Annotated in this window: 25 protein-coding genes and 2 tRNA genes; 13 read left to right on the top strand and 14 right to left on the bottom strand. The window is 71.1% G+C overall.

What is annotated here, in order from left to right:
• Positions 1 to 129: 129 nt before the first annotated feature.
• The 3 genes from dinB to C7474_RS07135 are packed head-to-tail and all read left to right on the top strand — an operon-like array spanning position 130 to position 2,288.
• The gene (gene dinB / locus C7474_RS07145) at positions 130 to 1,383 is read left to right on the top strand and encodes a DNA polymerase IV (protein WP_121058407.1); all 1,254 of its coding nucleotides are present in this window, start codon (positions 130 to 132) and stop codon (positions 1,381 to 1,383) included.
• A gap of 43 nt (positions 1,384 to 1,426) precedes the next feature.
• The gene (locus tag C7474_RS07140; protein WP_121058405.1) at positions 1,427 to 1,747 is read left to right on the top strand and encodes a hypothetical protein; all 321 of its coding nucleotides are present in this window, start codon (positions 1,427 to 1,429) and stop codon (positions 1,745 to 1,747) included.
• Entirely contained in the window at positions 1,731 to 2,288 is a 558-nt protein-coding gene (locus C7474_RS07135) for a nucleoside/nucleotide kinase family protein (RefSeq protein ID WP_121058403.1), read from the top strand. The genes C7474_RS07140 and C7474_RS07135 overlap by 17 nt, the downstream gene beginning before the upstream one ends.
• 16 nt (positions 2,289 to 2,304) lie before the next feature.
• Here C7474_RS07135 and C7474_RS07130 read toward each other — a convergent pair whose 3' ends face one another.
• From C7474_RS07130 to orn, 5 genes are all read right to left on the bottom strand, one after another.
• On the bottom strand, positions 2,305 to 2,814 hold the full coding sequence (locus tag C7474_RS07130; protein ID WP_241965155.1) for a DUF2017 family protein: 510 nt from the start codon (positions 2,812 to 2,814) through the stop codon (positions 2,305 to 2,307).
• Positions 2,811 to 3,104, bottom strand: a complete 294-nt coding sequence (clpS, locus tag C7474_RS07125) for an ATP-dependent Clp protease adapter ClpS (protein ID WP_199692390.1) — start codon at positions 3,102 to 3,104, stop codon at positions 2,811 to 2,813. Before clpS ends, C7474_RS07130 begins: the two co-directional genes overlap by 4 nt.
• Entirely contained in the window at positions 3,104 to 3,454 is a 351-nt protein-coding gene (locus tag C7474_RS07120; protein WP_121058400.1) for a metallopeptidase family protein, read from the bottom strand. The genes clpS and C7474_RS07120 overlap by 1 nt, the downstream gene beginning before the upstream one ends.
• Before the next feature lie 40 nt (positions 3,455 to 3,494).
• Positions 3,495 to 3,570 (bottom strand) — tRNA-His (locus tag C7474_RS07115).
• A gap of 35 nt (positions 3,571 to 3,605) precedes the next feature.
• Complete coding sequence (gene orn, locus C7474_RS07110) at positions 3,606 to 4,229, bottom strand: oligoribonuclease (RefSeq protein ID WP_121058398.1); 624 nt, start codon at positions 4,227 to 4,229, stop codon at positions 3,606 to 3,608.
• A 60-nt stretch (positions 4,230 to 4,289) separates the two neighbouring features.
• Here orn and C7474_RS07105 point away from each other — a divergent pair.
• Positions 4,290 to 4,365: transfer RNA gene (locus C7474_RS07105), tRNA-Arg, on the top strand.
• A 92-nt stretch (positions 4,366 to 4,457) separates the two neighbouring features.
• Positions 4,458 to 4,667 (top strand): methyltransferase, encoded by a 210-nt coding sequence (locus tag C7474_RS07100; RefSeq protein ID WP_121058396.1) that lies wholly within the window; start codon positions 4,458 to 4,460, stop codon positions 4,665 to 4,667.
• Positions 4,668 to 4,723: 56 nt separating this feature from the next.
• Here C7474_RS07100 and yczE read toward each other — a convergent pair whose 3' ends face one another.
• On the bottom strand, positions 4,724 to 5,320 hold the full coding sequence (gene yczE / locus C7474_RS07095) for a membrane protein YczE (RefSeq protein ID WP_121058394.1): 597 nt from the start codon (positions 5,318 to 5,320) through the stop codon (positions 4,724 to 4,726).
• A gap of 61 nt (positions 5,321 to 5,381) precedes the next feature.
• On the opposite strand from yczE, the gene yczR reads away from it, so the two are divergent.
• Positions 5,382 to 6,812: a MocR-like transcription factor YczR gene (gene yczR, locus C7474_RS07090; RefSeq protein WP_121058392.1), complete on the top strand. Its 1,431-nt coding sequence runs from the start codon at positions 5,382 to 5,384 to the stop codon at positions 6,810 to 6,812.
• Positions 6,813 to 6,817: 5 nt separating this feature from the next.
• On the opposite strand, the gene C7474_RS07085 is transcribed toward yczR, so the two are convergent.
• On the bottom strand, positions 6,818 to 7,057 hold the full coding sequence (locus tag C7474_RS07085; protein WP_147436682.1) for a hypothetical protein: 240 nt from the start codon (positions 7,055 to 7,057) through the stop codon (positions 6,818 to 6,820).
• Between the two features lie 273 nt (positions 7,058 to 7,330).
• On the opposite strand from C7474_RS07085, the gene C7474_RS07080 reads away from it, so the two are divergent.
• Genes C7474_RS07080 through C7474_RS07065 form a run of 4 tightly spaced genes read left to right on the top strand, consistent with a single transcriptional unit; the run spans position 7,331 to position 10,572 of the window.
• Entirely contained in the window at positions 7,331 to 7,846 is a 516-nt protein-coding gene (locus tag C7474_RS07080) for a single-stranded DNA-binding protein (protein ID WP_158597309.1), read from the top strand.
• A gap of 47 nt (positions 7,847 to 7,893) precedes the next feature.
• Positions 7,894 to 8,376 (top strand): DUF6993 domain-containing protein, encoded by a 483-nt coding sequence (locus tag C7474_RS15290; protein WP_338418400.1) that lies wholly within the window; start codon positions 7,894 to 7,896, stop codon positions 8,374 to 8,376.
• 26 nt (positions 8,377 to 8,402) lie between these two features.
• Entirely contained in the window at positions 8,403 to 10,082 is a 1,680-nt protein-coding gene (ettA, locus tag C7474_RS07070) for an energy-dependent translational throttle protein EttA (protein ID WP_121058385.1), read from the top strand.
• Positions 10,075 to 10,572 carry an acyl-CoA thioesterase gene (locus C7474_RS07065; protein ID WP_241965154.1) on the top strand — a complete coding sequence of 166 codons (498 nt, stop codon included), beginning with the start codon at positions 10,075 to 10,077 and terminating at the stop codon, positions 10,570 to 10,572. The genes ettA and C7474_RS07065 overlap by 8 nt, the downstream gene beginning before the upstream one ends.
• Positions 10,573 to 10,617: 45 nt before the next feature.
• Here the strand turns inward: C7474_RS07065 and C7474_RS07060 are convergent, their stop codons facing one another.
• A complete protein-coding gene (locus C7474_RS07060; RefSeq protein ID WP_121059329.1) occupies positions 10,618 to 11,460 on the bottom strand; it encodes an acyl-CoA thioesterase in 843 nt (280 codons plus the stop codon).
• Positions 11,461 to 11,520: 60 nt separating this feature from the next.
• Between C7474_RS07060 and C7474_RS07055 the strand changes: the two genes are divergently transcribed.
• The gene (locus C7474_RS07055; RefSeq protein ID WP_121058383.1) at positions 11,521 to 12,192 is read left to right on the top strand and encodes a DUF8185 domain-containing protein; all 672 of its coding nucleotides are present in this window, start codon (positions 11,521 to 11,523) and stop codon (positions 12,190 to 12,192) included.
• Between the two features lie 267 nt (positions 12,193 to 12,459).
• Here C7474_RS07055 and C7474_RS07050 read toward each other — a convergent pair whose 3' ends face one another.
• The 6 genes from C7474_RS07050 to pepN all read right to left on the bottom strand — a co-directional run bounded on the left by C7474_RS07050 (position 12,460) and on the right by pepN (position 20,154).
• Positions 12,460 to 14,130, bottom strand: a complete 1,671-nt coding sequence (locus tag C7474_RS07050) for an FAD-binding dehydrogenase (RefSeq protein WP_121058381.1) — start codon at positions 14,128 to 14,130, stop codon at positions 12,460 to 12,462.
• Positions 14,130 to 14,621, bottom strand: coding sequence for a globin (locus C7474_RS07045; protein WP_121058379.1), 492 nt, complete (start codon positions 14,619 to 14,621; stop codon positions 14,130 to 14,132). The genes C7474_RS07050 and C7474_RS07045 overlap by 1 nt, the downstream gene beginning before the upstream one ends.
• Positions 14,618 to 15,733, bottom strand: a complete 1,116-nt coding sequence (locus C7474_RS07040; RefSeq protein ID WP_121058377.1) for a mechanosensitive ion channel family protein — start codon at positions 15,731 to 15,733, stop codon at positions 14,618 to 14,620. The genes C7474_RS07045 and C7474_RS07040 overlap by 4 nt, the downstream gene beginning before the upstream one ends.
• 69 nt (positions 15,734 to 15,802) lie before the next feature.
• Complete coding sequence (locus C7474_RS07035; RefSeq protein ID WP_121058375.1) at positions 15,803 to 16,600, bottom strand: ABC transporter permease subunit; 798 nt, start codon at positions 16,598 to 16,600, stop codon at positions 15,803 to 15,805.
• The gene (locus C7474_RS07030) at positions 16,597 to 17,508 is read right to left on the bottom strand and encodes an ABC transporter ATP-binding protein (protein WP_121058373.1); all 912 of its coding nucleotides are present in this window, start codon (positions 17,506 to 17,508) and stop codon (positions 16,597 to 16,599) included. The genes C7474_RS07035 and C7474_RS07030 overlap by 4 nt, the downstream gene beginning before the upstream one ends.
• 93 nt (positions 17,509 to 17,601) lie before the next feature.
• Positions 17,602 to 20,154, bottom strand: a complete 2,553-nt coding sequence (gene pepN, locus C7474_RS07025; protein WP_121058371.1) for an aminopeptidase N — start codon at positions 20,152 to 20,154, stop codon at positions 17,602 to 17,604.
• Positions 20,155 to 20,320: 166 nt separating this feature from the next.
• Here pepN and C7474_RS07020 point away from each other — a divergent pair, with 166 nt between their 5' ends.
• Positions 20,321 to 20,872 carry a ribose-5-phosphate isomerase gene (locus tag C7474_RS07020; protein WP_121058369.1) on the top strand — a complete coding sequence of 184 codons (552 nt, stop codon included), beginning with the start codon at positions 20,321 to 20,323 and terminating at the stop codon, positions 20,870 to 20,872.
• Positions 20,872 to 21,867: an Fpg/Nei family DNA glycosylase gene (locus C7474_RS07015; protein WP_121058367.1), complete on the top strand. Its 996-nt coding sequence runs from the start codon at positions 20,872 to 20,874 to the stop codon at positions 21,865 to 21,867. The genes C7474_RS07020 and C7474_RS07015 overlap by 1 nt, the downstream gene beginning before the upstream one ends.
• Positions 21,868 to 21,895 lie beyond the last annotated feature (28 nt).

Here is a 21,895-nt window from a genome sequence, read left to right as displayed (position 1 = left end):
CCGTCCGCGAGACCTCATCTGCCGGACGAGACCGCGGGTGTTCCCCGAGGTTTCGGCGGTCGGATGAGGTCTCGCGGTCTTTCGCGGCGGCGCGGCCGCCGTGGCGCGCGAGCGGGGGAGAATGGGGGGATGGGGCGCGGTGACGGGAGCGGGCGGCGGGTGTCGGATGCGGATGCCGACGACACCGGCACGCGCATCCTCCACGTCGACATGGACGCGTTCTACGCGGCGGTCGAGGTGCTCGATGACCCGACCCTCGCCGGGAAGCCGCTGATCGTCGGCGGCGTGGAGGGGCGCGGGGTCGTCTCGAGCGCCTCGTACGAGGCGCGTCGGTTCGGTGTGCGGTCGGCGATGAACATGTCGCAGGCGCTGCGTCTGTGCCCGAGCGCGATCGTCGTGCCCCCGCATTTCGAGCGGTACCTCGCGCTGTCGCGTCAGGTCATGGATCTGTTCCAGGAGGTGACGCCGTTGGTGGAGCCGCTCTCGATCGACGAGGCGTTCCTCGATGTCTCGGGCGCGAGGCGCCTGTGGGGGAGCCCGGCGGTGATCGCCCGGTCGCTGCGGGCCCGCGTGCGCGAACGGACCGGACTCACCTGCAGCATCGGGGTCGCCCCGACCAAGCACGTCGCCAAGATCGCGTCGACCATGTCGAAGCCGGACGGTCTGCTCATCGTCAGCGAGCCCGAGATGGCCGCGTTCTTGGCGTCGCTGCCGGTGCGGGCACTGTGGGGGGTCGGTCCGAAGGCGGCGGAGGCCCTCGAAGGACGCGGGATCCGCCTCGTCGCCGACATCCTCGCTGCACCGCGCGCCGTGATCGAACGGGCGCTCGGCGCGGCCGGCGGTGCACGGGTGTGGGAACTCGCCCACGGGCACGACCCGCGCGGCGTCGACACCGCGCGGGTCGAGAAGAGCGTCGGTCACGAGGAGACCTTCCTCGTCGACGTGACCGACGTCACCGTGCTGCGCAGCGAACTGCGCCGCCTCGGCGACAACGTCGCATCGCGGCTGCGGCGCGGCGGGTGGGAAGCTGCGACGATCGCGCTCAAGCTGCGCTACGCCGACTTCACGACGGTGTCGAGATCGCTCACGCTGCCGGAGCCGACGAACGTCGGACAGCGCATCGGCGAGGTCGCGATCGGGCTGCTCGCGCAGCTTCCGCTCGACCAGCCGGTCCGGCTCATCGGCGTGCGCGGCGAGAAGCTGCGTGCGGGAGGCGGGTTCGCCGCCCTGTGGGACGACGACGAGGACTGGCGGCGGGTCGATGACGCGCTCGACGGCGCCCGCGCCCGCTTCGGTCGCGGCGCCGTCACACGGGCGAGCGTGCTCGGACCGCGCCGTGACGTCGACGCACTGCCGACCTCGCCGAGGCCGTCCCACGACTGAGCCCGCCCTGCGCGCCGCGCGGCCGGGAGGGTACGGTGGGGGAATGCCCAACTTCGTGCTCGACCTCGGTAAGCAAGTGACCTCGCTCGGTGTCAAGAGCGTCTACGGCGAGCAGCAGGATGTCGACGGCATCCGCCTGATCCCGGTCGCACTCTCGTGGTCGGGCTTCGGCGGCGGCGAGGACGCCACCGGGAGCTCGGGCGGCGGTGGCGGCGGCTACGCGATTCCCGTCGGTGCGTACATCCGCAAGGGCGACGACCTGAGGTTCGAGCCGAACCTGGTGTCGCTGGCGGCCGTCGCGATCCCTCTCGTGTGGGTCGCGGGGCGCGTCTTCGTGCGCATCATCCGTGCGCTCAAGCGCTGAGCGCGCGCTGCGCCGCGCGGCATCCGGCATCCAGGGAGCGGTCGAGGGTGCGGCGCGCCCGCTGGTGCTGATCGACGGGCGCTCCGGATCGGGGAAGACGACCCTCGCCGCGCTCGTCGCGGACGCTCTCGGCGACGGTACGCAGGTCGTCGCCCTCGACGACATCTATCCCGGATGGGACGGTCTCGCCGACGGCTCCGAGACAGCGCGTCGTGACGTGATCGAGCCGTACGCGGCCGGCCGTGCGGCGACCTGGCATCGCTGGGACTGGTCCGCGCACCGGACGGCCGAGGCGCACCACGTGGACGCGGCCCGTCCGCTGGTCGTCGAAGGAGCCGGCCTGCTCACCCCGCGCTCGGCCGCCCTTGCGGACGTGCGCGTGTGGCTGTCGTGCCCCGCGCCGGTGCGACGTCGTCGGGCGCTGGCCCGCGACGGCGACGCCTATCGGCCGTTCTGGGATCGGTGGGCCGCCCAGGAGGAGACCCACATCGCGACGCACGACCCGCAGCACCTGGCGACTCTCGTATTCGAGGTGGCATGACGGCAGGTGGCGCGGGTCACGGATACCGCGAACCCGAGCCGTCCGCTTCCGCGAGCAGCCGCACCAACAGGTCGAGGCGGTAGCCGAGCCAGTCGTACAGGGCGAACCGCGGGTCCCCGTCGAGATGGTCGTCCTCGGTGCGGATGTCGAGCCGGGTGGCGACGACGAGCCGCAGCGTGTTGAGGGTGCGCAGCCACGAGGCGGCCTGCGGGGACGTCAGCGCGACCTCGAGGACGTGCGTGCCGGACGACTCGGTCTCGCCCGGTGCCCCCTGTGCTGCGAGGATGCTCTCCAGCACGGCGTCCGCGTCGGCGCGCCGACGGGCCAGCAGGTCGGACTCCGTGAGCCGGCGGAATTCCTGCGCGGCGGAGTCGTCGTCGGCGTACGCGTCGGGGACGAGGCGCGCCACCGCGGGATCGGAGGTGGGGTCCGGTGCGCTGAGGAGCTGGAGCAGGTCACCGACCACATCCTCGACGTGGGACGCCTCGAGCGCCGAGATGCCGAACACCAGCCTGGGGCCGCTCACGGCGTCCCCGCCTCGCGCACCGTCGCCCACAGTCCGTAGTCGTGCATGGCCTGCGCGTGCAGTTCCATCTGCTCGCGCGCGCCCTCGGCGACCACGGCCTGGCCGTCGTGGTGCACCGCGAGCATGAGGCGCTCGGCGCGTGCGGGGGAGTACCCGAAGTACTCCCGGAAGACGTGGACGACATAGCTCATGAGATTGACCGGGTCGTTCCAGACCACGGTCTGCCAGGGGCCGGCGGTGGCGGCGTCGACGCGGAGGTCGGACTCTTCGAGGGGGAGCGTCACGCTCATCAGGCCCACCCGAGCTCGTGCAGCCGGGCATCGTCGATGCCGTAGAAGTGGGCGATCTCGTGGACGAGCGTCGTGTGCACTTCGTCGCGCAGCTCATCCTCGTCGTCGCACGCGTGCAGATGCGGCTTGCGGTACACGATGATCCGGTCGGGCAGGTCACCCAGCCCGTAGCGGCCGCGTTCGGTGAGGGCCAGCCCGTCGTAGAGCCCGAGCAGGTCGAGCGAGCCGTCTTCGGGGCGGTCCTCGACGACGAACACGACGTTGTCGAGACCGGCGACCATGTCGTCGGGAAGCGCGTCGAGCTCGTCGCTGACGAGTTGCTCGAAGGCGTCGGCATCCATGTCGATCATCGCGACATCCTGAGGCGGATGGTCCGCTGCGAGAGGGGAGTGGGGTGGCTAACGGGGCTTGAACCCGCGACCCCCGCGACCACAACGCGGTGCTCTACCAACTGAGCTATAGCCACCGTGGCCCGATCGCTCGGGCAACTGGAATATTCTCTCATACCTCGGAGGCGAACGATGACAACGCGGCAGCGGCGGCGTCGCGTGCTTCCTCGCTGGTCGGGCCCGGCGCCGGCACGAACACGGCCTCACGGTAGTAGGCCAGCTCGCGGATCGACTCGCGGATGTCGGCGAGGGCGCGGTGGCCGCCGTCCTTGGCCGGCGCGTTGAAGTAGGCGCGCGGATACCAGCGGCGGGAGAGTTCCTTGATGCTGGACACGTCGACGTTGCGATAGTGCAGCCACCGGTCGACGAGGGGCATGTACCGCGCGAGGAACATCCGGTCGGTTCCGATGGTGTTGCCCGCCAGCGGCGCCTTGCCTTCGGGAACGAAGCGCTGGATGTACGCGAGCGCCTGGAATTCGGCCTCTTCGACGCTGATGCCGTTCGGGATCTCCTCGAGCAACCCGGAGGTCTCGTGCATCCTGGTGACGAACTCGCCCATGTTCTGCAGTGCCGAATCGTGCGGCTTGATGACGACCTGGAAGCCGGGGTCGAGGATCTTCAGCTCGTAGTCGGTGACGACGATCGCGATCTCGACGAGCTCGTCCACCGCGAGATCGAGGCCCGTCATCTCGCAATCGATCCAGACGAGTCGGTCGTTCTCCGCAGCTGACACCATGCCTCCGATCGTAGTGCGTGGGTGGGACCTCGCCGCGGTGCCGACTACTCTGGATCGCACGCCTCCGTAGCTCAGTGGATAGAGCGACGGCCTTCTAATCCGTGGGTCGCAGGTTCGAATCCTGCCGGGGGCACCACGGGGTGATCGGCCGTCGTCGAATTCACGGCGTGCGGGTCTGGCGGTGCGGCCCCCGGCGGCGTAGCGTCGAGGTGTCGAAAGGGGCACCTCATGACCACCACGGCTTCGACCCTCTGGGTCGCGCACGGCAGCGAGGGCAACGTCGTCGGGATGATCCGCAAGGATGCGGACGGCTACACCGTGACCATCGCGGACGCCGATGCATCGGTCGGCACCTACCCCACGATGGACATCGCGAAGGATGCCCTCCACGGGCATCTGGCTCCCGGCTCGGACTGGCCCCGCTTCGTGGAGCACTGAGCGCCCACCGCGACGCATCACCATCCGTCCGCGCAGCGGCGTGGTTCCCAGCCCGATCAGGTCGACGCCGGGATCGTGCGACGGCTGCGGTCGAACCAGGGGAGCGTGCGGTGCACCGCCGGGCCGATCAGCGCGGCGAACAGCACCGTCCCGAGACCCACGGTGCCTCCCAGCAGCCATCCTGCGACGAGCACGGTCACCTCCACGGCGAGACGCGCTTTCCAGATCCGGATGCCGAACCGGCTGTTCAGTCCGGTCATGAGACCGTCTCGCGGTCCGGGACCGAATTTCGCCCCGATGTAGAGCCCCGAGGCCACGGCGACGATGGCGATGCCGGTCAGGAGCATCGCGAGCTGCCACCAGAACCCCTGCACCGGCGGCACGAGGGCGATGGTCGCCTGGATGCTCGTGCCGACCAGCAGGATGTTGAGCACCGTTCCCAGGCCCGGTCGCTGCCGCAGCGGTATCCAGAGCAGCAGCACGAGGAATCCCACGATGTTGGTGATCCACCCGATGCCGATGCCGGTACGCAGGGACAGCCCTTCCGCGAAGACCGTCCACGGGTCCAGACCGAGTCCCGCCCGGATCATCAGGCCGTCGCCCGCCCCGAACGCGACGAGTCCGATGATCAGTTGCACGAGCCGCTTCGTCATGGCTCCATTCCAGCGCACGATTGGACTGGGGCGACCAGTCCAATCCGACTATCGTGGACCCATGGACTCTCGGATCGGCGCGCGTGCCCTCGCGGTCGCTCTCGGCGCCTGGCGCACCCGCGAGCCGGCGTACGAGGCGTTGGCCGACGGGATCCGCCTGCTGTGCCTCGACAACCGGATCGCGCCGCGCACGACACTCCCCGCCGAACGCGAGCTGGCGACGATCCTGGGTCTGAGCCGCGCCACGATCGCCGCCGCCTACCGCAGTCTGCGCGAAAGCGACCACGTCGAGAGCGTGCGCGGTTCCGGCACGGTGACCCTGCCTCTCGGGCGGCGGACGATCGCCACGACGCGGGTCGGCGACGATGAGATCGACCTGCAGCAGGCCAGTCCTGCCGCCTGGCCGGGGCTGGCCGGGGTCATGACGGACGTCGCCCAGGATGCCGCCGCTCTCGTGGCGCGTGCCGGTTACGACGTCGTCGGGCACGAGCGGCTCCGAGAGGCGATCGCGGCGCGCTACGACCAGCGTGGACTGCCGACCAGCGCCGACGAGATCCTCGTGACGACGGGCGCCCAGAGCGCGATCCATCTGTTGGCGACGACCCTGCTGCGCCGTGGCGACCCGGTGCTCATCGAGACGCCCACCTACCCGCATGCCACCGAAGCGCTGCGCGGTGCGGGCGCCCGGCTGGTCTCGGTCCCCGTCGACGCGGAGGCCGGTTGGGACCTCGACCGCGCACGACAGGCGTTCGCGCGCACGCGACCGTCCCTGGCCTACCTCATGCCGCAGTTCCAGAATCCGACCGGTCGCACCATGTCCGAGACCGAGTGCGCCGCCGTGGCCGAGGCGGCCGCGCGCGCGGGGACCGTGCTGGTCGTGGACGAGACCACCGCGGAGCTCTACGTCGAGCCGCCCGCCACGGCGCATCCCCCGCTGCCGTTCGACGGCTGCGAAGGGGCCGTCGTGCGCCTCGGCTCGCTCGGCAAGACGGTGTGGGGCGGTCTGCGTATCGGGTGGATCCGCGCCGATCGTGACACGGTGCGGCGACTGGTCGCCGCCCGCGCCCCGCGCGACCTCGGCACGCCGGAGTTCGAGCAGGTCGTCGCGGCCCGCCTGCTCGCCCGCATGCCCGAGATCCTGGCGCAGCGTTCGACACTGCTCCGGGCCGGGCGCGACGCGCTCGTCTCCGGGCTGCGCGCGCGTCTGCCGGAGTGGCGGGTGCCCGTGCCCGCGGGCGGTGTCGCGGTCTGGGCGGAACTGGGAGCGCCGCTGAGCTCCCCACTCGTGATCGCCGCGCGTGAGCGCGGGCTGCATCTGTCTCCCGGTGCGCGCTTCGCCGTCGACGGTGGTCACGACCGGCGTCTGCGGCTGCCGTTCACGGCGTCGGTCGATCACCTGACGCGAGCCGTCGACATCCTGGCCGAGACATGGCCGCGGGTCCGCGAGGCCGCCCCGGTCGCGACGGTCGACGTGTTCGACGCCGTCGTCTGACCCCGTCACCGGCTCCACCGCAAGCATTCCGCGGCCTCGCGGGCCGACCAGAACTCGCCGATCGTGCGCAGTCTTCCCGATGCCGCATGGAACCGACGGGCGATGAACCGGCAGCCCGTCTCGTCGTCGCGTGCCTCGAGATGACCCACGATGCGACCCGCGGCATCCACCACGCGCCACAGTCCCCTTCTCACTGCGACCGGGCGCAAGGCATCGCCCAGTGCCGCAGCGGTCTGCTCGGTCATCGTCATCGTCATCGTCATCCCCCTCGGACTCGAACATAGATGCGACCTCGGACACGGATGCCGGACTCGTGCACCGGCTGCGCCGCGCCCCGCCGCGCGCCGCACCGACGGAATTCCTCCCCATCACGCGAAGCGCCGGATCCGTCCCGAAATCGGCCCTGCGCCGCACCGCAACGCGGGTGGATGCTCCACGGTGGAGGGGCTCCGGCATCCGAACGGCACGCGGATGCCGGAGCAGCAGGACTCGGGACGGTCCCGAGCGGAGAGGAATCCATGTCGCAGCAGATCACCATCGTCGGAAATCTCGTCACCGACCCGGAACGTCGCCGGACGAACGCCGGCGGCACCGTCGCCGGCTTCCGCGTCGCGTGCAACGACCGCATCAAGGACGCGAACGGGAACTGGGTCGACGGTCCGCCGAGCTTCTACGCGGTCTCGGCGTTCCGCGGTCTCGCCGAACACGTCCTCACCTCCCTGCACAAGGGCCAGCGGGTCCTCGTGCTCGGATCGCTGCATCTGCGCACCTGGGACACGGGGACCAAGACCGGCGTCTCCGTGGAGATCGACGCGGATGCCGTCGGCCCCGACCTGCTGTGGGGCACCGCCACGTTCTCCCGCGACGTGCAGGGGCGAGCGGGCGGCGCCGACGAGCGTGCGGACCCGGCGGCGGTCGCGACGGTGGATGCGGGGTCGGCGCCGTCGCCGGAAGCCGTCGGAGCGAGCGACTCGGGGCTCGGGGTGACCACAGGGTGGGCCGCCGAGCCGCTCGAGGAGAGCGTCCCGTTCTGATGTGGCGGACGGGCGGGGCGGTCCACCGCTGCTCGTAGACTCGTCGGGTGCGCCTGACTCGACCACGCTCCCTGTTCGCGCTCGGTGTCGTCCTCGCGGCGACAGCGGCCCTCGCAGGCTGCACGGGCGCGGCGCCCGTCGAGCCGAGCACGGCACCCCCGATCCCGACCGCGTCGCCGTCTCCGACGCCCACCGGCCCGGTGCTGCTGCCCGACGGGTCTGCCGAAGACAACCTGCCGCTGTTCACGGAGATCATGAACCAGGTGTGGGCGACCGATGCACGTGTGCAGGGCCGCGCCTACGTCGACGCCCTCGTCGCCGCCGGCTTCCCCAAGGCCGACATGGAGGTCACGAACGACCAGACCAGCGTCGGCAATCCGGCCGACGCGGTGCAGTTCTCCGTCGCGTGGGCGGGGGAGTGCCTCGTCGGGCAGGTCGGACCGTCCACCCCGGCGCCGACCGCGGTCGTGATGCCGGCGCTCCCCGAGGGGGACTGTCTCATCGGCGTCACCCGCACGATCGACTGGTGACGCGTTCCCCGTAGACTTGACGGGTTATGGCTGAGTACATCTACTCCATGGTCCGCGCCCGCAAGACGGTGGGCGACAAGCTGATCCTCGACGACGTCACGATGGCGTTCCTGCCCGGGGCCAAGATCGGCATGGTCGGCCCCAACGGCGCCGGCAAGTCGACGATCCTGAAGATCATGGCCGGGCTCGACACGCCCTCCAACGGCGAGGCCAAGCTCACGCCCGGCTTCACCGTCGGCATCCTCATGCAGGAGCCCGAGCTCGACGAGTCGAAGACCGTGCTCGAGAACATCCAGGACGGCATCGCGATCAAGGCGAAGCTCGACCGCTTCAACGAGATCTCGGCGCTCATGAGCGACCCCGACGCAGACTTCGACACGCTGCTGGCCGAGATGGGCACACTGCAGGAGGAGATCGACGCCGCCGACGGCTGGGACCTCGACTCGCAGCTCTCCCAGGCCATGGACGCCCTGCGCACCCCGCCCGCCGATGCCGCGATCGCGCCGCTGTCCGGCGGTGAGAAGCGCCGCGTCGCGCTCGCCAAGCTCCTGCTGCAGAAGCCCGACCTGCTGCTGCTCGACGAGCCCACCAACCACCTCGACGCCGAGAGCGTGCTCTGGCTCGAGCAGCACCTGCAGGCCTACAAGGGCGCGGTGATCGCGATCACCCACGACCGGTACTTCCTCGACAACGTCGCCGAGTGGATTGCCGAGGTCGACCGAGGCCGCCTCATCGGCTACGAGGGCAACTACTCGACCTACCTCGAGAAGAAGGCCGAGCGCCTCGCGATCCAGGGCAAGAAGGACGCGAAGCTCGCCAAGCGCCTCGCCGAGGAGCTGGACTGGGTCCGCTCCAATGCGAAGGGCCGCCAGGCGAAGTCCAAGGCGCGCCTCGCCCGCTACGAGGAGATGGCAGCGGAGGCCGACCGCACCCGCAAGTTGGACTTCGAGGAGATCACGATCCCGCCGGGGCCGCGCCTGGGCAGTGTCGTCATCGAGGCGAAGAAGCTGCAGAAGGGCTTCGACGGCCGCTCGCTCATCGACGGCCTCAGCTTCAGCCTGCCGCCGAACGGCATCGTCGGCGTCATCGGCCCGAATGGCGTCGGCAAGACCACGCTGTTCAAGACGATCGTGGGCCTCGAGCCGCTCGACGGCGGAGACCTGAAGATCGGCGAGACCGTCAAGATCAGCTACGTCGACCAGTCGCGCGCCTCGATCGACCCGAACAAGACGCTGTGGGAGGTCGTCTCGGACGGCCTGGACATCATCACGGTCGGGAAGACCGAGATCCCCTCGCGCGCCTACGTCTCGAAGTTCGGCTTCAAGGGGCCCGACCAGCAGAAGAAGGCCGGCGTCCTCTCCGGCGGCGAGCGCAACCGCCTGAACCTCGCGCTCACGCTCAAGGAGGGCGGCAACCTCCTGCTGCTCGACGAGCCGACCAACGACCTCGACGTCGAGACCCTGCAGTCGCTCGAGAACGCGCTGCTGGAATTCCCCGGCTGCGCCGTGGTCATCACCCACGACCGGTGGTTCCTCGACCGCATCGCGACGCACATCCTCGCCTACGAGGGCACCGCCGAGAACCCTGACAAGTGGTACTGGTTCGAGGGGAACTTCGAGGCGTACGAGGCGAACAAGGTGGACCGACTGGGTCCCGACGCGGCGAACCCCGCGAAGTCGACGTACCGCAAGCTCACGCGTGACTGACAGCTCGACGGGCGCGCCCGTGCGGCGCATCCACGTCCCCATCCACTTGCGATGGGGTGATCTGGACGCCTTCAACCACGTCAACAACGCGACGATGCTGAAGCTGCTCGAGGAGGCCCGCATCCGCGTCTTCTGGACGCCGGAGGCGGGCGAGCAGGCTCCCGACACCGCGGTGATGGATGCCGGCTTCGCCGCCGGTGAGCTCTCGCTCATCGCGCGGCAGGAGATCGAGTACCTCGCCCCCGTCCCGTACCGCCGCGAGCCGCTCGACGTGCAGATGTGGTTCGGCAAGCTCGGCGGCTCGAGCGTGGAGGTCTGCTACGAGGTGTTCAGCCCCGTCGGGGTCACCCCGCCGGTGCTCTACGCCCGGGCGGCGTCGACTCTCGTGATGGTCGACGCCGAGACGTTCCGCCCGGTGCGGCTGTCGGAGACGATGCGCACCGCCTGGTCGCCGTACCTCGGCGAGCCGCTCGAGTTCTCGCGACGCTGAGATCCGACGCTGGGACCCGCACCCGGGGCGGCGCGGGCGCGTCGATCAGCGAGCGCCGGTGCGCACCATGATCTCCTGCGCGACGGTCGCGACCAGCTCGCCGTCACGCGTGAAGATCCGCCCCGTCGACAGTCCCCGCCCGCCGCTGGCGGAGGGGGACTCCTGCGAGTAGAGCAGCCACTCGTCCGCGCGCGCGGGACGGTGCCACCACATCGCGTGGTCGAGGCTCGCGACCTTGAGCCCGGCATCCGCCCATGCGACGCCGTGCGCACGCAGCACCGACTCCTGGATGGTGAGGTCGCTCAGGTAGGCGAGCACCGCACGGTGCAGGGCGGGGTCGTCGCCGATGCGGCGTCGGGTGCGCACCCAGACGTTCTGCCGGGCGACGGCGGGCTCTGCGGCGGCCCGGTACAGCGCGCCCTCGGCGTGCAGCACCTCGATCGGACTGTCGGCGAGCAGTCGCTGCGACAGCGGATGGATGGCCTGGGCGTCTGCCGCCGCGGCCAGCTCATCGGGGTCGGGAACATCGGCGGGCATCGTCGCCTGATGGTCGAGTCCTGGGGTCTCCCGCTCGAACGACGCGATCATCGAGAAGATCGGCACCCCATCCTGGTAGGCCTGGGTACGGCGCGTCGAGAAGGAGCGGCCGTCGTGGATGCGGTCGACCGAGAAGGTCAGGCCGCGCGAGGCGTCGCCGGGGCGCAGGAAGTAGCCGTGCATCGAGTGGGGGACGCGGTCGTCGTCGGTCGTGCGCTCGGCGGCGATGACCGCCTGCGCCAGCACCTGGCCGCCGAACACGCGCCCGCCCGGCATCGGGTGCGAGTCACCCGTGAAGATGTCCTCGGTGGTGCGGGCCGCACCGCCGGTGAGATCGAGCACGCGCAGCATGAGGTCGACGGGATCGGTCGCGCGGATGTCGGGCTCGCTCACCTTGATAGTTTAGGGCGGATGTCCCCGCGCCTCCTGTTCCCGCACGCTCCCGCCGCCGCCGACGCGCTGACGTTCGCGCAGCGGGCCGCGCGGGTCGGCGACGGCGCGCTGCGGCTGCGCGCCGACGGCGGAACCCTCGCCATGACGGCGTCGGTGCTCGCCCCGGAGCAACTGCTCGACGAGACGCCGACCGTGCTCGCGATGCGCTTCCTCCCCGTCGACCCCGAACTCGTGTGCGACCTCGTCGTGCAGGCCGCCGACCTCGTCCCCGGCGACGAGGACACCTGGCTGCGCTTGCCCGAGACCGGGGTCACCGCCGCGTGGGCCGGGATCGCGCCGCCGCGTGCGGGGTGGGAGGCGGCGGGCGAGGTGGATGCGGCGACGCTCGCGTCGCGCGCGCAATGGGGGATCGCGGCGGTCGCCGAGGCGGTGCCGACGGATGCGGGGGCCGAGATCGTCTCCGCGGTGCGTTCGCGTGTCTGGGGTGCCCCCGACGAGGCGCTGGGCGGACTCCCGCTGGGCGTCGCCTTCGCGGCGTTCGGCCTCGGCTTCATCGGCGGCGAGGAGCGCGCCGCCGTGCGCGGCTCCGGGCCGTGGACCCGCGTGTCGCTGAGTCGCGGTCACGTCATCACCCGGACGACCTCCCGCGTGGGCCTCACCGCCGTTCGCACCACGGGCCGCACCGCCTGACACCGTCGCGCGCACGGCGGTGCCACACTGACCCGGTGACCGTGATCGACGACGCCATCTACGTGGATCGAGGCGCAGCTGTTCAGCGGCGACCCGGCCGTCACCAAACGCATCTACGACCTGTCCGGCGAGGTCATGGAGATCCAGCGCGCCGTGCGTCCCCTGCAGGGGATGCTCTCGTCGCTGCGCGCGGCCATGGCGGTGTTCGCCCTCATCCTGTTCTTCGTGTTTCGCTCCAAGAGCTGGCTGTAAGGCTCGAGCACCGACTCAGACCGCCGCCGCAGCCGCGCGGCCGGCGGTGCGCCCGGAGAACAGGCAACCGCCGAGGAACGTGCCCTCCAGCGCGCGGTAACCGTGCACCCCGCCGCCGCCGAAGCCGGCGGCCTCGCCCGCCGCGTACAGCCCCGGCACGACCTCACCCGTGGCGCCGAGGGCGCGAGCGAAAAGGTCGGTCTGGATCCCGCCGAGCGATTTGCGGGTCAGCACGTGCAGCTTCACGGCGACGAGCGGGCCGTTCTTCGGGTCGAGGATGCGGTGCGGCGCGGCGGTGCGCACCAGCCGGTCGCCCCGGTACGCGCGGGCCGAGCGCAGCATCGCGACCTGCGCGTCCTTCGTGAACTCGTTGTCCATCTCCCGGTCGCGCGCCTCCACCTCGGTGCGCACGCGCTCGGCGTCCAGCGCGTCGCCGCCGGGGAGAGCCCGCATCCCGGCGATCAGCTCGTCGAGGGTGGGACGGACGATGAAGTCCACGCCGTTGTCGAGGAAGGCCTGGACCGGGCCGGCGGCGCCCTTGCCGAGCCGGGACTTCACGAGCAGCGGCAGGTCCTTGCCGGTGAGATCCGGGTTCTGCTCGCTTCCCGACAGCGTGAACTCCTTCTCGACGATCGCCCGCGACAGCACGAACCAGGAGTGGTCGTGCCCGGTCGCGCGGAGGTGGGCGAGGGTGCCGAGCGTGTCGAACCCGGGGAACAGCGGCACGGGGAGGCGCGCGCCGGTCGCGTCGAGCCAGATCGACGAGGGGCCGGGCAGGATGCGGATGCCGTGCTGCGGCCAGATCGGATCCCAGTTCTGGATGCCCTCGACGTAGTGCCACATGCGGTCACCGTTGACCAGACGTGCCCCGGCGTCCGCGGCCACCGGCTGCATCGAGCCGTCGACGAAGGCGGGGACGCCGGTGATCATGGTGGCCGGGGGCTGTCCCAGGCTCGCCGGCCACTGTCGGCGCACGAGTTCGTGGTTGCCGCCGATGCCGCCCGAGGCGACGATCGTGGCGCCGGCGCGCACCTCCCAGTCCCCGACGACGGCGCGAGAGGACGCGATGCCGCGCGCGGTGCCCGACGGGGTGAGTACGTCGCCGCCGGCCCCGACGACCGCGCCGTCGTCGGTCAGCAGCGCGGTCACCTTGTGGCGGGGGAGCACGGTGACCAGCCCCAGTGCCTCGCCGCGCTCGACCTCGGCCTGGAAGGGGGCGACGACCCCCGGCCCGGTTCCCCACGTGATGTGGAAGCGGGGCACGGAGTTGCCGGGGCCGGTCGCGGTGTAGCCGCCGCGCTCTGCCCAGCCGACGACGGGGAAGAACGAGATGCCCTTCTCCCGCAGCCAGGCGCGCTTCTCCCGATGCGCGAAGTGCACGTACGCCTCGGCCCACTGCCGGGCCCAATGGTCTTCGTCGCGATCGAACCCGGCCGTCGCGAACCAGTCCTGACGGGCGAGGTCGGGGGAGTCGCGGATGCCCATGCGCCGCTGCTCCGGCGAGTCCACGAGGAACAGGCCGCCGAAGGACCAGTGCGCCTGCCCGCCGAGATTGGTGCGCGGCTCCTGGTCGACGATGACGACGCGTTTGCCGGCCGCGACCGCCTCGGCGGCGGCGACCAGTCCCGCCAGCCCCCATCCGATCACGAGCACGTCGGTGGTCACGGGGCGGGCGGATGCGGTCATCACGACTCCTTCGTCGTCTCCTGTGCCGGGTCGGGCTCCGGCGTGCGGGGGTGGACCGGGAGCGAGGTCGCGGCGGCGACACGCTCGGGACCGATCCCGGTCGGTTCGAAGGTGTTCACCATCGCGTAGGCGGCCCGCTCCAGATAATCCCACAGCGTCGCCTCGTGCAGCGGCGACAGGCCGAGCTCGTCGACGGCGGTGCGCATGTGCTGCAGCCAGCGGTCGCGGGCGTCGGGATTCACGTGGAAAGGTGCGTGGCGCATGCGCAGCCGCGGGTGGCCGCGCCGCTGCGAGTACGTCGTCGGGCCGCCCCAGTACTGTTCGAGGAAACCGGTCAGGCGCTCGGCGGCCGGGCCGAGGTCCTCTTCGGGGTACATCGGCTTCAGCACCTCGTCGGCGGCGACGCCGCGATAGAACGCGTCGACGAGTCGGACGAACGTGTCGTGGCCGCCGACCTCCTCGTAGAAAGAGACGGGGCTCTGGTCGCTCATGCGGGGGGCTCCGGGGTCTGCGGGTCGGCCGTCGGCTCGACGGGGGTGTGGGCCTTCTTCGAGGTGCGGCGCGGCTTCCACACCGGGTTCGCGTCGGCGGCCGTCGTGATGGGCTGCGGCTTCGTCTTGGGAGGATTCGCGCCGCGCACGCGCTGGGCGCCCTCCGTGCCGGTGAGCACGATGGAGTTGAGCTGCGGCAGCGTGATGCCGAGCTCGTCGACGGCGTGCTTGAGCCGCATCCGCAGTTCGCGGGCGACGTCGTCCTTCGCATTCGAGCGCGTCTTCTGTACGAGCCGGATGACGAGCGCGTCGCCGCTGATGGATTCCAGTCCCCACACCTCGGGCTGCTCGATCATGCGGGTGCGCCACTTGGGATCCTTCGCGAGCGCCTTCGCCGCGTCGAGCAGGGCCTTCTCCACGGCCGCGATGTCGGTGTCGGTGGGCACGGCGAGGTCGATGATGACCCGCGACCAGCCCTGCGACATGTTGCCGACGCGGGTGATCTCGCCGTTGCGCACGTACCAGAGCGTGCCGTTGACATCGCGGACGTGGGTGACGCGGACGCTCACGTACTCCACGACACCGGTCGCCAGTCCCAGATCGACGACGTCGCCGATGCCCACCTGGTCTTCGGCGACGATGAAGATGCCGTTGAGCACGTCTTTGACGATGTTCTGCGCGCCGAAGCCGAGGCCGGCGCCGAGTGCCGCCGTCAGCAGCGTGAACGAGCCGAGCACGTCCTTGTTGATCGTGTAGACGATGAGGATGACGGCGACGAGCACGATCGTCGTGTTGACGATGTTCGCGAGGATGGACCCGAGGGTGCGGGTGCGCTGGATGATGCGCACCTGAGCGAGCGGCGAGTTGTCGACGGCGCGGGTGTCGTCGGTGGCGGCCTTGTTCTTCGCGCCGCGCACGATGCGGTCGACGACGCGGGTGATGAGCCGCTTCATGACCCACGACAGGGCGAAGGCGGCCACGATGATGCCGGCGACGGCCAGCACCGTCCAGCCGATGGCGGTCAGGACCGTCAGCGCGTCGGCGCCGAGGCGGCTCCACCAGTCCGGGTCGGCCACGTCGGGTGCGGGGGTGGCTTCGAGGATCACGAACATCGTGTCGATCCTACCGACCCCGCCGACGCCCGGTCTGGGCGTCGGCGGGGCCGGGTGGGAGCGCGCGGATCAGGCGTCGCGCGACCGCAGGACGAGCCACCCGGCTGCGAGCAGACCCACGACCCAGGCCGCGAGCGTGAGGCCCGCGACACCCTGGTCGAGGGCGCCGCCGCCCATGATGAAGGACTGCGCGGCGTTCATCGGAAGGTACTGCGTCGCCTCGAGGACCCACTGCCAGCCCGTCGCGACCGACCCGAAGATGGAGGCGACGATCGGCAGCACGAACAGCACGCCCACCGTGGCGGCGATCGCCGCCGGGCCGTTGCGCAGCGCGAAACCGAATCCCACGCCGAGGAGGGCGAAGGCCGCCATCGCGAGCGGGGCGTACAGCAGCGGCAGCACCGACGCCTCGGGCGTCTCCCACGGGATCGACGCGCCCGAGACGGCCGCCACGAGCAGCGCGGCGGCCGCGAACGTCACGAGCGTCGCGACGAAGACCGTCACCGCGACGGCGATCGCCTTCGACAGCAGCACCGCACCGCGGAGCGGCTCGGCGGTAAGGGTCGAGCGGATCATCCCGGTCGAGTACTCGCCGCTGACGGCGATGGCGCCGAGGATGCCGGCCAGCAGCATCGTGAACTGGATCGGGAGCACGGCGGCCGCGATCGGGGCGACATCCCCGCCCGACGCGCCGGCGATCAGCAGGGCCATCCCCACGGTGAGGGCGAGGGTGATGATGAGCGACCACCAGGTGGAGCGCAGCGTGAGCAGCTTGAGGAACTCGGCGCGCAGCACGCGGCCGAAGCTCAGCCGATACGGCGAGGCGGTGCGCACGGTGGCGCGGGTCGGAGCGGCGACGGCGGTCATGACAGGTCCTTCGAGGTGTATTCGACGGCGTCGGCGGTGAGGGCCATGTAGGCGTCCTCGAGCGAGCCGGTCGTCTCGGTGAGTGCGTGCAGCGGGATGCCGTGCGCGGCGGCGAGGTCGCCGATCGCGGCGGCGCTGAGCCCGCCGACCTCCGCGGCGCCCGGCGTCGTGGCCGTGACGGTGGCACCGGCGCCCTGCAGGGCTGCGGCGAGCTCGGTGAGACGCGGCGAGGCGATCGTGACGGCGTGCTGCGTCCAGTCCCGCACGAGCTGGTCGAGCGAGGCGTCGGCCAGCACTCGTCCGCGCCCGAGCACGATGACGTGGTCGGCCGTCTGCGCCATCTCGCTCATGAGGTGACTCGACAGCAGCACCGTGCGACCCTCCGCGGCGAGCGCGCGGACGAAGCCCCGCACCCAGCGCACGCCCTCGGGATCGAGGCCGTTGACCGGCTCGTCGAGGATGAGGGTGTGGGGGTCGCCGAGCAGCGCGCTGGCGATGCCCAGCCGCTGGCCCATGCCGAGGGAGAACTTGCCGGCGCGGCGACCGGCGACCGAGGTGAGCCCGGCGAGCTCGATGACCTCGTCGACGCGGCGGCGCGGGATGCCGTGGGTGGCGGCCATGACGCGCAGGTGGTCGCGCGCGGAGCGGCCGGTGTGCACCGCCTTCGCGTCGAGCAGGGCGCCCACCTCGGTCAGCGGCGAGCGCAGCGACCGGTAGGGGCGGCCGTCGATCGCGACGCGTCCGGCCGTGGGAGCGTCGAGCCCCACGATCATGCGCATCGTGGTGGATTTGCCGGCCCCGTTCGGGCCGAGGAATCCGGTCACCTTCCCGGTCTGCACCGTGAAGGTGGCATCCGATACGGCCGTCTTGTCTCCGTACCTCTTGGTGAGGCCTTCCGCAACGATCACGCGTCCCACGCTACGCACTCGGGGGACGCGGGGAATCGTCCGGAAGTCGTAGATTCCGGCGATCCCGCGTCCCCCGAAAGGATGAGCGGGCGCTCAGCCGCGTGTCGCGTCGGCGTCCTGCACGGCCAAGGCGCGCTCGACCCCGGCGAGGTTCTCGGCCACGAGACGGCGCAGCGCGGCGGGCGCGTCGGCGTGCACCTCGAGCCAGCCGCGCGTCGCGTCGCGCAGCGCGGTGGAGGCCAGCGGTGCGGGGTACAGCCCCGTGATCAGGTAGTTCGCGATCTGATACGTCCGCGACTCCCAGATGGGCAGCAGCATCTCGAAGTACGGGCCGACGAACTCCGAGAGGGACTCGATCCCCGCCGGGTGCACGAAGCCCGCGGCCGCCGAGCGGACGACAGTGTTGGGCAGGTCGGCGCTGTCGATCAGTGAGGCCCACGCGACACGCTTGGCGGCGACATCCGGCAGAGCGGCCTTCGCCTGAGCCGCGAACTCGCCGCCCTTCGCGGTGTTGTCCGCGGCCAGCGCGGCGTCGATGTCGGCGGCGGTGACGACGCCGCCGGCGGCGAGCGACACCAGCAGCGCCCACGACAGGTCGGCGTCGATCTCGAGGCCGTCCAGGGCGGTCGCGCCGCTGCGCAGGCTCTCGACCTGGGCCCACTGCGCGGGGGTCGCGGCGGCGGAGGCGAAGCCGGTGACGAACTGCAGCTGGCTGTCGCTGCCGGCGTCGGCCTGCGTCGCGAGCGACCACAGGGCGTCGGCGACCTTCGCGCGCGTCGCCTCACGGCGCTCCGGGGCGACGTACGCGTTCGCGGCGAGCTGCAGCTGCGCGAGCGTCGTGCGCACGGTCGTGGACTCGGTCTCGGTGCCGATGTTGCCGAGCACGAGATCGACGTAGTCGGATGCGGAGGCCTCGGCATCCCGGGTCTGATCCCACGCCGCCCCCCACACGAGCGAGCGGCCGAGGGGGTCGCTGATCTTGCCGAGGTGGGCGATCGCGGTGCGCAGCGACCGCTCGTCGAGGCGGATCTTCGCGTACGCGAGATCCTCGTCGTTGAGCAGGATCAGGTCGGGCTGGGCGATCCCGGCGAGCTTGGGCACCTCCGTGAGGTCGCCGTCGACGTCGATCTCGACGTGGTGGGTGCGCACGAGGGCGTCGCCCTCCAGCGCGTAGAAGCCGACGCCGAGGCGGTGCGGACGGATCGTCGGGTAGTCGGCCGGGGCCGTCTGCACGATCGCGAACCGCGAGATCACGCCGGAGCCGTCGACGCGCAGCTCGGGGGAGAGGGTGTTGACGCCGGCCGTCTCGAGCCACTTCTTCGACCAGGTCGACAGGTCGCGGCCGCTCGTGGCCTCGAGCTCGACGAGCAGATCGCTCAGCTCGGTGTTGCCCCACGCGTGCTTGCGGAAGTACGCCGAGACACCCGCGAAGAACTCCTCGATGCCCACCCAGGCGGCCAGCTGCTTGAGCACCGACCCGCCCTTGGCGTAGGTGATCCCGTCGAAGTTGACCTGCACGTCCTCGAGGTCGTTGATCGTCGCGACGACGGGGTGGGTGGAGGGCAGCTGGTCCTGACGGTACGCCCAGCTCTTCTCCATGGCGTTGAACGTCGTCCACGCCTCGGTCCACTCGGTGGCCTCGGCCGTGGCGATCGTGGAGGCCCACTCCGCGAACGACTCGTTCAGCCACAGGTCGTTCCACCACTTCATGGTGACGAGGTCGCCGAACCACATGTGGGCCAGCTCGTGCAGGATCGTCACGACGCGACGCTCCTTCACGGCGTCGGTGACCTTCGAGCGGAACACATACGTCTCGGTGAAGGTCACCGCGCCGGCGTTCTCCATCGCGCCCGCGTTGAACTCGGGGACGAACAGCTGGTCGTACTTGGCGAAGGGGTAGGGGACGCCGAACTTCGACTCGAAGTAGGCGAAGCCCTCGCGGGTCTTGTCGAAGATGTAGTCGGCGTCGAGGTGCTGCCACAGGCTCTTGCGGCCGTAGACGCCCAGCGGGACGACGCGGCCGTCGGCGCTCGTCAGCTCCGAGAAGGTGGCCTCGTACGGGCCGGCGACGAGCGCGGTGATGTACGACGAGATCCGCGGGGTGGGCTCGAAGCTCCAGGTCGCGGTTCCCTCGCCGGCGGGCAGCGGTTCTGGCGTGGGCGAGTTGGAGACGACCTTCCAGGCCGCCGGCGCGGTGACCGTGAAGCGGAACGTCGCCTTCAGGTCGGGCTGCTCGAACACCGCGAACACGCGCCGCGAGTCGGGCACCTCGAACTGCGAGTAGAGGTAGACCTCGCCGTCGACCGGGTCGACGAAGCGGTGCAGGCCCTCGCCCGTGTTCGTGTACAGGCAGTCGGCGTCGACGATCAGCTCGTTGTCGGCTGCGAGGCCGGCCAGGGCGATGCGGGAGTCGGCGAAGACTGACGCGGGGTCGAGCGGCGCGCCGTTGAGCGTGATCTCGCGCACCTCGCGGGCGATGAGGTCGATGAACGTCGACGCGCCCTCCGTGGCGCGGAAGCGGATGACGGCGCGCGAGCCGAACACCTCGGCGCCCTTCGTGAGGTCGAGGGCGATGTCGTACGACTCGGTGTCGACGATCGCGCGGCGCTCCTGCGCCTCGATGCGGGTGAGGTTCTCTCCAGGCACTGCAGTGGCTCCCGTGGGTGTGGGTGGGATGGGCGGAGCGGGCGGATGCCGCATCCGGACGGTCGTCGGGGCGCTGCTGGCGACAGCGACAACCCGCCCCAGCCTACGCGCGCACCGGCCTTCGGACCGAGCCGGCGGGCGAGATCGGCGACTCTAGGATGAGTCCATGCGCATCCACATCGCGACCGACCACGCGGGTCTCGAGTTCTCCACCCAGCTGCAGCATCATCTCGTCGGTCTCGGTCACGACGTCGTCGACCACGGCCCCGTCGAGTACGACCCGCTCGACGACTACCCGGCGTTCTGCATCCGGGCGGCCCAGGCGGTCGCCGCCGACCAGGCTCAGGGCGTCGAGACGCTGGGTGTCGTCTTCGGCGGCTCGGGCAACGGCGAGCAGATCGCCGCGAACAAGGTGTTCGGCATCCGCGCTGCCCTCGTGTGGAGCATCGCGACCGCCGAGCTCGCCCGTGAGCACAATGACGCCAACGTCATCTCCATCGGGGCGCGCCAGCACACCGTCGACGAGGCGATCGCCTTCATCGACCGCTTCATCTCGACCCCGTTCAGCGGCGAGGAGCGCCACTTGCGTCGCATCGCGCAGCTCGCCGCGTACGAGACCGACGGGTCCCTCGTCCCCGACCCGCGTGCGACCGCCCCCGCAGGGTCAAAGCCCCACGGCGGCGAATCGTCCGACGCGATCGACCCGGAAGCGGGCTGATGCCCGAGGGCCACTCCGTCCATCGCATCGCCCGGCAGTTCGACCGCAACGTCGTCGGCCATCGCGTCGCCGCGTCGAGCCCGCAGGGCCGCTTCGCCGAGGGCGCCGCCGTCATCGACGGGCGCACGGCCACGCAGGTGCGGGCCGTCGGCAAGCAGATGTTCCTCGAGTTCGACGACGACATCTGGTTGCGGGTGCACCTCGGGATGTACGGCGCGTGGGACTTCGCCGGCGAGATCATCGTCGACCCGACGATCGCCTCCGCCAACGGGCGGATGGGGCAGACCAACCAGCGCGGCACCGATCTGCCGCCGGTCTTCGACGCGGCCGGTGAGAACTCGCTCACCTCGATCGGCGCACCCCGCAAGGCGCGCGGGCACGTGCGCATGAGCGAGCAGACCCGCGGTCTCGCCGACGACGGCGAGCAGTGGCCGCCGCCGATCGTCGGACAGGTGCGGCTGCGACTGCTGACCGAGGCCACGAGCGCCGACCTGCGCGGTCCCACCGCGTGTCAGCTGCAGACGCCGGAGGAGATGGCGGCGACGGTCGCCTCCCTCGGACCCGACCCGCTCGTCGACGATGCCGCGGCCGGCGAGGAGCGCTTCGCCGCCGTCGTGCGGCGCAAGCCCACCCCCATCGGCCTGCTGCTGATGGACCAGTCCGTCGTCAGCGGGATCGGGAACGTGTACCGGGCGGAACTGCTGTTCCGTGCCCGGCTGGATCCGCACACCCCGGGTCGCGACGTGCCGGATGAGGTCGTGCGCGGCATTTGGCGTGACTGGGTGCGGCTGCTGGCGATCGGGGTCGAGACCGGCCAGATGATGACGATGGACGACCTCGATCCCGACGCCTACCGCCGCGCCATGGCCTCCCGCGACGACCGGCACTGGGTCTACCATCGCGCCGGTCTCCCGTGCCGCGTGTGCGGCACCGCCATCGTGCTGGAGGAGATGGCCGCCCGCAAGCTGTACTGGTGCCCGAACTGCCAGCGGTGATCCGCACCCTGGCGACGACGACGCGCAC

It is taken from the genome of Microbacterium telephonicum (genome assembly GCF_003651225.1).
Lineage (GTDB): Bacteria > Actinomycetota > Actinomycetes > Actinomycetales > Microbacteriaceae > Microbacterium > Microbacterium telephonicum.
The sequence above is the reverse complement of the archived record's forward strand: the minus strand, read 5'-3'. Positions and strand labels throughout refer to the sequence as shown.